Origin of the sequence: Sphaerochaeta sp., assembly GCF_050178175.1 — a bacterium.
Lineage (GTDB): Bacteria > Spirochaetota > Spirochaetia > Sphaerochaetales > Sphaerochaetaceae > Sphaerochaeta.
Map to the genome: position 1 here is coordinate 1 of NZ_JBFXGH010000064.1, position 11,884 is coordinate 11,884.

An 11,884-nucleotide genomic window follows, 5' to 3' on the forward strand; every position below is an offset into this window, starting at 1 on the left:
TGCAACTTGGTCTCAAAATACACACGACTATACAAACCAGTGAGATAATCGTGGTTTCTCTGATAGACCAGTCTTTTTTGGTTCTCACGAATCTCTGTTACATCACGACAAACCACAACAGCCCCAATCAATACATTATGCGCATCACGAATAGGAGCAAAACTGTAGCTCCCTATCCATTGTTCACCTGACTGTTTCTTTACCACTGTATACTCTGTGTCCCCAGCTTTCCCGGAGAGTGCCTGGAAACCCGCCCACATCTGTTGCTCCAGCAGGTCCCCATGGCTGTCATATGCTTCAAACAGAGAAGAAAAAGCGAGCAGGTCATCAGGACATTCTGAACGCTTTGAGAATCGATAGTAGTGTAGAAATGCATGGTTGATCAGGATGAAACGACTTTCAGGATCAATAATGAACACTGCATCAATCATACTGTTGATTGCTGCATCAAGGGTGGCTTTGCTTTGTGCAAGCGAATGCTGAGCAATCTGTTGATCCTCAAGCGCGTTGAGAATAATTTTTCTCCCCTGTTCGGTCTGTCTCTGCAATGCTTGAAGTGAACGCATGGAGGAAATTCTCTCAGTGATATCAAAAAAGGTAATAAGGAGAAAACGATCCAGAAATGCCCCACTGATTTCCATCTCCAACACAGTACCAGTAGCTGTAACCAAGGTGAATTCTTGTGAATCGATATGTCTAGAATGCGTAACTAGGGATTGTTTAACAGCCTCTTCCCAGGATTCTCTTGCTTTTTCACGGTACGTTGCCTCAGGGTAAACCTTCTCATACCACGTGTCGACATCTTCTATTTCACCATGCTTGAATCCAAATGTGGTACTCCATGCTTCATTTGCAGAAACTACCGTTCCTTCCTGGGTAAGAAGCACCATAGGCAGGGGAGCATTGGAGAATAATTGCTTGAATTTTATTTCGCTGTCTGCCAATTCCCTTTCTGCAACCTCCCTTCTTCTTACTTCCTTGCTGAGCCTCAATATCCAGAATCCCAGAGATGCAGCGACAAACAATGCTATGCCAATAATCAGATAAATAGTGGTACTCTGCACAGTCTTTTCATACTGAAGAGGCAAATATGCCCGATACAATCTCTCCCTTGTCTCACTGTCAATTGTCTGGAGTGCCTTGTTGATAATGGGAAGAATGGAAGCATAGTTCTCATGAATAGCAATAGAGAGGGAGTTCATGTAGGCAGTGGTACCCACTACCTTTACTTTTCTGGATTACCCAAGCTTGGACCGATAATGGTTGGCAACCAACAGGTTTTCCACCAAGGCAAAACACTCTCCCCGTGCAACGAGGGTAAGGCCTTCTGCAACGGTAGATACTTCAACCAAGGTCAGATTTGGGTAATCCCTGGCCAGCCACTCCTGTGCTGCATAATTGGAAATCACTGCAACCTTCTTCCCTTCAAGCTCTGCCAGACTACCGATATACCCGACCTGTTCTCCAGCTATGATTGCAAGAGGTACGGTCAGGTATGGTTCACTGAAACGCAAGGTTGCCTCTCGCCTTTCCGTCTTGCTGATGCTTCCGGTCATGGCAATTTCACCAGAAAGCAACTTGCCATATGCATCCTGCCATGAATCAGTTACAACAGGAACGAATTCAAGTCCAGTAAGGTTACTCACTTCTCCAAGATAGGCAACACTAAGCCCACTGAGTTCCCCTTGTTTGTTTATATATTCAAGAGGTTCCCACGATGGATTAATCAAAACGGTCAACGGTTTCTGCCTTGCAAGAAGTGAGCGCTCCTCATCATTTAGACTCGTGAGAAAAGAAGCATCTGCTGCACTGAGCGTTAAAGAGAGGAGTAAACACAAGAGAATAAGAACAATGAAGCGCTTGTCTTTCATGTATCACTCTCCTGCTCTACAGATGCATACCGCGCAATTTGCCCTTTCTCCTTAAGCAAAGCATTAACCTCTTGTTTCAATTCGATAACTCGGCCTTCTCGGTGGCTCATCACCTCATACCACCGCCTCAGCTCTTCCAGCTGTTCCTTGTTTTGTTGCTCGATTGCATTTCGCTCGGTTATATCCAGCCCTTGGGCAATGGTAGCCACAAGAGAGCCATCAACCGGGTCAAAAATAGGTCCAGCATTCCAGAGAATGGTCCGAATTTCTCCCTCTATGGTTTTCAAATGAATCTCAACATTGGAGAGACTGTGTTCCGTTTCCAGACGGTTTTCCAGACGGTCAAGCTCCCTTTCTCCCAGTGAAAAGAATATGGTTCCCACATTCTTTCCAACAATTTCGTGTATTGGCAAACCCAGCAAGGAGGAAATGGAGTGATTGGTTCGTGTAATGACATAGGAGGAGTCCCAGACAAGGATCGGGCTGTTTGATTCCATAAGCAGGGCATCGAGATAATCATGAGCCTCTTTTAATTCTGAGGCCATCTGCTTTTGCTGGGTAAGCAGCTCGGTATAGACAATAATGCCCCCAATCTGGCCATTCTCCCTATACCAGGGCCGGCACTCCCAACGGGTATAGTCCACACTCCCGTCCTCATGGATATACACATCATCATCCCCGGTAACAATTTCACCGTGGAGACAACGCTGATGTACAATCTTCCACTTCTCAGGAAGATTGGGAATTACTTCGTAATGGTGTTTTCCAATAATTGCATTCCCATCAGGAATATGATACTCCTCACAATATTTCTTACTGACGTAGAGATACCGAAGCTCGGTATCGTGGACTGCGATTGCATAGCGTGAATGCTCAATTACATAGTGAAGCAATGCTGATGTGTGTTGAAGCGAAGTTTCCTGCGTCTGGAACGTTCTTGCCTTACGTTTCTGCATGATTACGATGACGGTGGAAAGGATAAGCAGTCCTAAAAGGATTACTGCCACACCAGAAATCGTGAGGACATACTGCCCTTGGGTTACACTGATAGGTAAGTTCAAGTATATTACTCCCTGTCCTCCAAGCCAACGTATGATACTACTGTAGCATACCCTCTCCTTACCCTGCTAGCATTCCACAATTTGCTTTGCGAGTATTTCCCTGATCGTCCCGATCAAATCATGGCAATGTTCGAACTCCCTGCCCTTTACTCCTTGGTGTGCATTTCCCATGATATACCCTTTGCCTGCAGCCTCAAGCATGGGGATGTCATTCTCATCATCCCCAAAGGCATACGTATGGGCAATGGGAACAGAGAAATGTTCACTGATTGCTCTCAGTGAGATCCCCTTCGAGGTGGGACAGATGTCGAACATCTCCTTGCCAGTGGTAACCACATGAAAGGCAGAGCCCCAAACCTTCCGGCTTTTTGCCAGGATTGCAGGCAGATTGCCTTCACATACAGCCGTAATCTGCATCACATCCCCTGAAATTTCGCTGAATGTATCAAAGAATCTTGTATATCCTTTTGCCAGATAGCTCTTCGCTTTCAGTTGTTCACGGGCTATCGTAGGGAGATAGATGGCCTCTGTCGTTGAGACAAGCGCCGTGGCCCCCCAGGCATGGAGTGAAGAGGTTATCTGCTCAGCCATGGAATACTCTATCCCGTGATCAGGAAACAACTCTCTCCCCTGGTACAATACCCGGCACCCATTGGAAGCAGAAAAGACCACCTTGGAAGAGACTGGAGAGAAGAGAGGAAGGAGTGCCTCATGGAATCGCCCGCTGGATATACAGATCAGGAAATCGGCCTGCCTTGCTTCTTCTACCAAGGCAAAGAACTCCGATGAGACGGTTCTCTCCCCATGGGGAAGAATCGTTCCATCCACATCACAGAAAACAATACCGGCATATGTGTGCACATCCACCTCCAAAATGTTGTGCATCAGTATGGCTGATATCCATCCCGGAGGCAAGATACGGGAGTTTTTACTCTTGATTACTTAACATATATATAGTATATCAAGAGTATGAGTATTGTTTTGATTGGAACTTCAGGCTACAGCTATACCGAGTGGATAGGACCAGTGTATGCACCAGGCACGAGACGAGAAGAGTTCCTTGCCCACTATGCCCGACGATTTCCCACCGTGGAGCTGAACTTCAGCTACTATCGTATGCCGGAGGCTTTTCAGCTTGCAGCAATGCACAAGATTGCTCCATCCCTCCAATTCTCCATCAAGGCCCACCAGAACCTCACCCATACCATTGATGCTTCTTCATGGAGGGAACAGGCGCTCCTGTTCTCCCATGCCCTTGAACCGCTGGTAGAAAACCAGGTGCTCAGTGCCGTGCTCCTGCAATTCCCCTACTCGTTCCACTATGAAGTGGGAGAGCGGAAATATCTGGACTCCCTCCTGAAAACCCTCTCCCCGTTTCCGCTTGCCATCGAGTTCAGGAACAGCAGCTGGTACAACAACCGCACGCTCGACTCGCTGCGAGAGAGGAATGTTGCCCTTGCTTCGCTCGACCTCCCCCCCGTGAAAGGCAACCCACCCATGATGGATGTCAAAACCAGCAGCTCACTGGCCTATATCAGGCTTCATGGGAGGAATGAGGAGACATGGTGGGGATCGGACAGTGCAAGCCGATATGACTATCTCTATAGTGAAAAAGAGCTTGCCAGCCTGCTTGCGCGTATCCAGTCATTTACCACCCATGCACAGAAGGTGCTCATCTACTTCAATAACCATAGAAGGGGTCAGGCAGCAGCCAATGCACTGACGCTGTACCAGTTGGCAGTGGGAGGCAAGGCATGCAACGAGCAGGTGCAAGCATCATCCATATCAATGTAACCGACTTTGCAGCAGCCGTAGAGGTGGCAAGGAATCCAAGTCTCGCTGACACCCCCTTTGTGGTTGCCCTTGAGGGATCAGCAAGGACTGTGGTGCTTACCCCATCCCGCCGAGCATGGGAGGAGGGAGTACGGGCAGGCATGCCCCTCCGCTTTGCAAAGCAGATGATCCCCTCCCTGCAGGTGCTTCCCTGGGACAATCAGAGCACGGCGAAAGCCGATGCAGCAATCACATCCATCGCACAGAAGTATTCTCCCAGCATCCAGTGCGACCGGGGAGGACATATCTATCTGGACATGCAAGGGACCACCCGTCTCTTCGGTCCAGTGGTGGATAGCGCGGTACAGATCCAGGGCGAGATCAGGAAAAAGCTGAATCTTGAGGCTTCTGTGGCAGTTGCTTCCAATAAACTGGTTGCAAAGGTGGGTACCCGTACCACCCGACCAGCCGGACTTATCCAAATCAGGGAGGGAGATGAGGCCTCATTCCTTGCCTGGCAGGATGTTTCCTTGCTCAGTGGTGTAGGCTCTGCCACTTCCCGGCTGCTCTCTGTTGCAGGAATCACGACAATTGGCCAGATTGCTGCCCTTGGGGATGAGCAGGTGATGGCCTTCCTGGGAAAACGAGGTCTTGCCCTCCGTGATGCCGCCCGTGGACTGGATAAGAGCCCACTCCAAAACGGATTGCCGGAGAAGCGGATTGTGCAGAGAAAAATCAGTTTTTCGGAACCAATCCTTGAGATGGATGCTCTCAAGGCCGCTGTGGTTGCTGCTGGGGAAGATGCCGCATTGGCAATGCGAACTGCAGGACTTGGTTCGGCCAAGATCCACATAGCGTTGCTCTACAGTGATGGAAGGAGAAGCGAAGCTTCCCATCGCATAAAGGGACAGTGGGTCTATGACCATGAAATATCCCTTGTCGCATGGAAGGTTGCACAGCTGGCGGCAAGCCGGAGGGTACGTATTCTCTCTTGTTCTCTCTCCCTAGGCGAACTTTCCCCACTCGCCCCGACCCTGGACCTCTTTCTCCCCGATGCACAGCATCGCTCTGATTCCCTGCAGCAGGCAGTTGACCGAATGCGCCATAAGTTTGGTCCTGGCATCCTGACCCATGGGGCAGCACTTGCCCATGCGTAGTCGCCTGGCCCTGAGCACAGCCTACTCCCTGCTCTTCTCCCCTGTTTCGGTTGATGATCTCTTCGACCGTCTACAGGACATGCAGGTTGAACAGGTTGCCATCACGGACCGTGACAACCTCTATGGGTATCCTGTCTACCGGGAAGCAGCAAAAGAGCGGGGAATCTCCCTTATCTGCGCTTGCCTGCTTACCGAGAGGACGGGAGACCTCTTTGTCTTTGTACAGGACCAAGAGGGCTATGAGCTGCTCTGCAAGCTTATCAGCAAGAGGAATCTTGACCCTTCCTTCTCGTATCTTCCTACACTCAAGAAAACAGCAAAGGGACTTGTGTTGGCAACCACAAGCAGTGCAATCCTGAGCGAGCTTGCAGGTAGAGCAGCTGACCTCTATGGTGCGATTACCCCGGATTCCCTGCAGATCATAACCACCGCGAAGAGGCTTGGTGTTCCCCTTCTCGCCGTTGATGGAGCATTCCTTCTTGCCGAAAGCCAAAGGGAAATTCACCAGGTACTCCGAGCCATTGCCCTTCATAAAAGTGTGGGAAGCCTTACAGGGGATGAGTATTTCCAAAAGGGTGGCATCTTGCTTGAACAGAGGGAGTGGGAGCAGGTCTTTGCCCCATGGCCAGAGGCCATGGAACATGTACAACGACTCAGGCCGTATGACCCATTTCCCTCTTCCCTCATCTTCCCCTCCTATCCGGTCACGAAGAAGGGGAGTGCAGAAGAGGAACTGAAATACCGGGTCTACAGCGGAGCTGAAAACCGCTATGGGGAGATCAATGATGCCATCATGGAACGAATCGACTATGAGCTGGGCATCATCAACGCGAAGGGGTTCGCTCCCTATTTCCTGGTGATGCACGATATCGTGCTGATGAGCAGCAGGACATGCGGCAGGGGATCAGGGGCTGCATCCATCGTCTCCTACAGTCTCTTCATCACCAACGTGGATCCCATTGCCCATCATCTGTACTTTGAACGATTCCTCTCCCCCTCCCGCCAGGATTCCCCGGACATTGATGTTGACTTTGCCTGGGATGAGCGGGATGGGATTTTTGCTGCAGTCTTTGAACGCTTTGGCATTGATCATTGTGCAAGGGTGGCCAACCACAACCGGTTCCGCCTGCGTTCGGCCATTCGCGAAACAGCCCGCTGCTATGGACTGAGTGACGCACAGATCACCAAGGCAGAAGAGACATTGTTCATAAGGGGAGTCGATGCGCTGCTCGACCCCTTGTGGCAGACCATCATCCGTATCGCCTCAGCCCTTGACCGACTTCCCAAAGAGATATCCATGCACTGCGGTGGGTTGGTCATCACACCCAAGGAAGTAACGTGCTATGCCCCGATTCTTCACTCAGCTGATGGATATCCCTTGCTGAGTTGGGAGAAGGATGGAACAGAGCAGGCAGGCTTTGTAAAGATCGACCTCCTGGGCAACCGATCCCTTGCAGTCATCCGTGACACCTTGGGAAACCTGCGGGAAGAAGGGGTGTCCATCGATGAAGGAACCTGGCAACCTGCAGAAGATGCTGATACGATCGATGCACTTGCCTGTGGAGACTCAATGGGTGTCTTCTACATTGAATCCCCTGCAATGAGACAGTTGCAGAAGAAAACAGGACGAGGTGATTTTGCCCATATTGTCATCCATTCCTCCATTATACGGCCTGCAGCTAACAAGTACATCAATGAGTATGTGCAACGCTTGAAAGGCAAACGGTGGGAACCACTCCATCCAAGGCTTGCCTATATCCTTGATGAGACCTATGGAATACTTTGTTACCAGGAAGATGTCTCCAAGACAGCCGTTGCCCTGGCAGGATTTTCCCAGGCTGATGCCGACCAACTTCGCAAGGTTATCGCAAAGAAAGCCGCAGGAAAACGGTTGCAGGCATTCAGGGACCAGTTTTTTGCAGGTTGCCATGCTGGTGGGGTAAGCACTCCTGTTGCTGAACAGATCTGGCTGATGATGCTCTCCTTCGATGGATACTCCTTTTGCAAGCCCCACTCGGCAAGCTATGCCATGGTATCCTTCCAAAGTGCATACCTCCGTGTCCATCACCCGGCCCATTTCATGGCTGCCGTATTGACCAACCAAGGGGGATATTACCGACCACAGGCGTACATCAGTGAGGCAAGAAGAATGGGCCTGACCATAGCCGGCCCCGATATCAATACCAGCAGGATCCCCTACTGGGCAGAAGGAAACACCCTGGTCATCGGCCTGATGGCCATCGCTGAACTCAGCAGAAAGGCCATGAAGCGAATTATCGAGGAACGAAAACAAGGGGGGCGGTTCTCCACCCTGGAAGAGGCTTCCCACCGCCTCTCCCTGGAAAGGGAGGACCTTGTTGCCCTGGTAGCCTCTGGCGCATTTGACTCACTGGCACCCGAGAGAAAACGAAGTGAACAGCTCAGGATCCTGCTAACCACCACACGTACTAATCAATCCTATGGACAGGCAGACCTGTTTGCCACCCCTCTCCCCTATTGCAAGAAAGAGCAACTTCCTGTTGCCGTGGATCGCTCTTTCAGTGAAGAAGAGCTCCACCGCGAATTTGCATCCTTGGGATTTCTCAGGAATCATCATCCCTTGGTCCTCTACGCACACCTCCTGCGATCAGTTCACAGGATCAAGGCTTGTGAGATCGACCAGCATATAGAACGGTATGTCACACTCATCGGCTACCAGATAACACAGAAGCAGGTATTGACCAAGACGGGAGAAAGCATGAGCTTTGTCTCCTTTGAGGATGAGACGGCACTCTATGAGACGGTACTGTTCCCTATTCTCTACAAACGTCTCTATCCATTGCTGGCAGGTCGTTGGCCGCTGCTGGTCTTCGGGCTGGTGAAAAATGACGAGGGTGCTCTCATCATCGAGGTCCAGAACCTGAGAAAACTGGGCTCCTAGAGGGATGTCTCTGCCTCAATACGCTGGAGATAGGCTTTCATGTTGAATTTTCGCTCCAGCCCCTTGTCATTCATGTAGCGGATGTTTCCGAATATGGGTCTCTCCACCCATGGGCGGTCATGCTTGCCGAAACACCAGGCAACACCGGCATACCCATTTGGATCACGTCCATCTGCCTGGTAGGTGTTATTGAGTTTCAGTGCCCAGGAAAACCCCTGCTTGAAAGTCGGGCTCCACTCCAGGATCTTTTTTCCCCAGTACATCCTCAGGTAGTTGTGCATCCGACCCAAAAGGACCAACTCCTTCTGTGCTGCATTCCAGTAGGGGTCATGGGTCTCTCCCTTCTCCAACTCTTCATATCGGTAGGTAATGGGTCTTGGGTCGGCCTCATGCGCAGCCAAGCTCTTCCTCGCCCACGAGGGAAGTCCCTCATACTGGTCGTAGAATGGGTTGAAAGCAACAAAGTTATAGGCAAGTTCACGCCTGACGATCAACTGCTCCAGGAATGCCGGTACATCACTGATATCCAGATCCTTAACCGCGTGATAGATGGTGACTGGGCTGATCTGTCCAAAATGAAGATATGCACTGAGCCCACTGCTGTGGTTCTGTGCAGGATCATTGCGTTTTGTATCGTAGCCTACCAAGGCATGTTCGATGAAGTCATCCAGTCTAGAGAGCGCCGCAGCACTGCCACCCTGCAAAGGCAAAACCGAACTACCCTTCTGCTCAATCCCCAGGGATTCAACAAGCAATGGGATGTTTTTAAGATCAGCTGTGTCAAAGGGGAAGTCAAAAGATCGGCTCTTCACACTGATCTCAGGAATCTGGATCTCCTGTGCAAAGTAGGAGATCATGGGTTCAATCTTTCTTCTCAGGGTCGCTGCAGAGTATTCTTCCTTATCACTCACCGCCTCAACGGGCACCACTACATTAGCCTCTACCTCATAGACGGTACATGCAAGGAGCAAGGAAACTTCCTTTCTCCACGAACGTTCAATGGTGGTGTATGCCCTGTCTACTATCAGACAGGCAATGCTTGATTGTAGCTTTTTCAAACCTTCCACCACCCCATGGGAAGAGACAAGCAAGGGTATGGAACGCTCCTGCAATTCTTTCTCCACTTCCTGGATACCTTCCAGCATGAAGCGGTAGTGACGGCCTGTGGCACCTGCAAAACGTGGAGCAATTCCAAAATAGACAACCAAAGGTTTCTTAAGGGAATTTGCTGTCTCTATTGCAAACGAGAGTGCTTCATTCTGTTCCACCCTCCCGGATGCCTGCATCCAATACACTACATACGGCTTTTCATGCAGTGTTGGCTTGGTATTGAGTTTCCTGATTCTTTGTTCATCAACCATCATGCCCAAGCGTACCACAGCTTTCGCCACCAGAGAAAAAAATACGGTATCCATCCAAAGAAACCGCACAAGATCGTATCGATGTATTCTCATTTCAACATATTTCGTTGATTCCAGAGTCGCCAAGGCTCATAAGCCCCAATTGTTCATCAGATTCAGTGTTTCCTTGTTCCCTGGTTCTGCCGATTCAATTCTGCACAATACTGCCTTGTTCTCATCATCCACCACTACCAGATTTGGACCCTTCCCATATTGATCACCCATCAGCTGAAAACAAGCCATGCAACGCCCTAACGAGTCGGCACATCCTGGTTTGCGTTGCAGCTTCACTGGTTCATCGAGCGCAAAGAACTGTCGTTCCATCCATTCGGTTCTCTGCCCATCAAATTCCATATCCCGGATCGGGGAGTTCATGAAGGCATAATCGCTCATCCACAGATACCTGATTCCTTGCAAGGTGTAGGTTCCTGGTTGCAAGTTCTCTTTAAAGAATACCAATCCCGATTCCCTCATTCCTATTCCCATCCACCACACGGGAAAAATCCACTGGAGAAATTCACTTCCACCATATCATCATCCACTGGGTGCTGGAGGAGCAACACCAACCCCTAACAGTCATGCCATGAGCTAAGGGTTAGGGTGACCAAGGCCAACAGCAGTGCCAGAAGAATGTTTTGTACCGTACTTCCTGTTTCATAACCTTCACCTTTTCTTGCTTTTGTATAGGTAGGCTCCGTCCTGTTCATGCAGGATACAGGATATTAAATATGCCTTTTCGCCAACTATCCAAACAGTTTTCGTCCATCTTTCTGTCTTCTCAATTCAAGGTCAGAGCAATCTAAGAATAAAAACATTGTTCACTCGTGTTCGACAGAATTGACTGTTTGTGCAGATCTCTTTAGCATGCCAAAAAAGGAATCCATTCTGGCGAAAATTGCGTTCATGTACATCCACGCCGACAAGGTACAACAGATTCGGGGAGAAAGACGACCTGTGTTTTCCTTCATCGAAGACGCCGCAACCATTCTTCACAACCTCTGCGATTCGGCTGATACCCATGACATCAAGCTCACCAGAGATGAATGGAGAGATTATGCTGCACAACTGAAACGCCGATGGGATGGTCTATAATCTTGAGGATGCTGCATATGAATGTAGGCAGTCCGCTACCTGCAGAAAAGAGGATGTCAATTTTGCAAAGATGGAGAGAACTGGAACATGCTTGCTTGAGGTGATTACCGACCGTATGGAAGTGTTGTACCCCGTTGTACTGCCGGCCGTACCGTCCGGATGTTTCTGATGAATGATGCAGTCGATCGTGCCTGAGATTCAACCAAGAAGCCTCTCGAGTAAGACCAGGACATATCGCAAATGCTTCATGACCTGATCGTAAAGGGCGTTCTGGCAAGGGTTTGTGGAACCTGTATGGCCCGTTGTGGTATTCATGAGAACGAACCACATTTTGTCGATGCTGAGAAATCCACCATGGCAGCCCCTGCAGAGTGGACGGCCGACGGCGACAAGACCCTGACATGCTCAGTGCCCTACCGCATTTTTCAGGTTGAACTTCGACATGAAGGGGTGGGACCCTTTATCCCCATACTATTTCAATGGCACCCTAACCGGTACCCCCCGCATTCAGCGTAATTTCGGCTGTTCCACCGGAACCAAGATTACACCCAAGTGAAAGAGAAATGATACTGATGAGGATTCCAAGGCACAGAAAACGAACGAGGCTTCT

The 11,884-nt window shown here is 49.8% G+C and carries 12 protein-coding genes; 5 read left to right on the forward strand and 7 right to left on the reverse strand.

Annotation, left to right across the window (positions count from 1 at the left end; genetic code table 11):
* From AB7S66_RS08080 to AB7S66_RS08095, 4 genes are all read right to left on the reverse strand, one after another.
* The coding region (locus tag AB7S66_RS08080) for a PAS domain S-box protein (RefSeq protein ID WP_428518935.1) at positions 1-1,202 on the reverse strand (1,202 nt) is incomplete at its 3' end.
* 36 nt (positions 1,203-1,238) lie between these two features.
* On the reverse strand, positions 1,239-1,871 hold the full coding sequence (locus AB7S66_RS08085) for a transporter substrate-binding domain-containing protein (RefSeq protein ID WP_428518936.1): 633 nt from the start codon (positions 1,869-1,871) through the stop codon (positions 1,239-1,241).
* Positions 1,868-2,932 carry a PAS domain-containing protein gene (locus tag AB7S66_RS08090; protein WP_428518937.1) on the reverse strand — a complete coding sequence of 355 codons (1,065 nt, stop codon included), beginning with the start codon at positions 2,930-2,932 and terminating at the stop codon, positions 1,868-1,870. Before AB7S66_RS08090 ends, AB7S66_RS08085 begins: the two co-directional genes overlap by 4 nt.
* 66 nt (positions 2,933-2,998) lie before the next feature.
* On the reverse strand, positions 2,999-3,793 hold the full coding sequence (locus AB7S66_RS08095; RefSeq protein ID WP_428518938.1) for an HAD-IIB family hydrolase: 795 nt from the start codon (positions 3,791-3,793) through the stop codon (positions 2,999-3,001).
* 108 nt (positions 3,794-3,901) lie between these two features.
* Here AB7S66_RS08095 and AB7S66_RS08100 point away from each other — a divergent pair, with 108 nt between their 5' ends.
* From AB7S66_RS08100 to dnaE, 3 genes are read left to right on the forward strand one after another with little or no spacing between them, the layout of a single operon-like run.
* Positions 3,902-4,726, forward strand: a complete 825-nt coding sequence (locus tag AB7S66_RS08100; protein ID WP_428518939.1) for a DUF72 domain-containing protein — start codon at positions 3,902-3,904, stop codon at positions 4,724-4,726.
* Complete coding sequence (locus tag AB7S66_RS08105; RefSeq protein ID WP_428518940.1) at positions 4,687-5,862, forward strand: DNA polymerase Y family protein; 1,176 nt, start codon at positions 4,687-4,689, stop codon at positions 5,860-5,862. The genes AB7S66_RS08100 and AB7S66_RS08105 overlap by 40 nt, the downstream gene beginning before the upstream one ends.
* Positions 5,855-8,782, forward strand: a complete 2,928-nt coding sequence (gene dnaE, locus AB7S66_RS08110; protein ID WP_428518941.1) for a DNA polymerase III subunit alpha — start codon at positions 5,855-5,857, stop codon at positions 8,780-8,782. Before AB7S66_RS08105 ends, dnaE begins: the two co-directional genes overlap by 8 nt.
* On the opposite strand, the gene AB7S66_RS08115 is transcribed toward dnaE, so the two are convergent.
* The 3 genes from AB7S66_RS08115 to AB7S66_RS08125 all read right to left on the reverse strand — a co-directional run bounded on the left by AB7S66_RS08115 (position 8,779) and on the right by AB7S66_RS08125 (position 10,889).
* Positions 8,779-10,236, reverse strand: coding sequence for a deoxyribodipyrimidine photo-lyase (locus AB7S66_RS08115; RefSeq protein ID WP_428518942.1), 1,458 nt, complete (start codon positions 10,234-10,236; stop codon positions 8,779-8,781). The genes dnaE and AB7S66_RS08115 overlap by 4 nt on opposite strands.
* 36 nt (positions 10,237-10,272) lie before the next feature.
* Entirely contained in the window at positions 10,273-10,668 is a 396-nt protein-coding gene (locus tag AB7S66_RS08120) for a hypothetical protein (protein ID WP_428518943.1), read from the reverse strand.
* Between the two features lie 83 nt (positions 10,669-10,751).
* Positions 10,752-10,889 (reverse strand): hypothetical protein, encoded by a 138-nt coding sequence (locus AB7S66_RS08125; protein WP_428518944.1) that lies wholly within the window; start codon positions 10,887-10,889, stop codon positions 10,752-10,754.
* 157 nt (positions 10,890-11,046) lie between these two features.
* Between AB7S66_RS08125 and AB7S66_RS08130 the strand changes: the two genes are divergently transcribed.
* Together AB7S66_RS08130 and AB7S66_RS08135 are read left to right on the forward strand one after the other, a co-directional pair.
* Positions 11,047-11,274: a hypothetical protein gene (locus AB7S66_RS08130; RefSeq protein WP_428518945.1), complete on the forward strand. Its 228-nt coding sequence runs from the start codon at positions 11,047-11,049 to the stop codon at positions 11,272-11,274.
* Between the two features lie 231 nt (positions 11,275-11,505).
* Complete coding sequence (locus AB7S66_RS08135) at positions 11,506-11,790, forward strand: DsrE family protein (RefSeq protein WP_428518946.1); 285 nt, start codon at positions 11,506-11,508, stop codon at positions 11,788-11,790.
* Positions 11,791-11,884 lie beyond the last annotated feature (94 nt).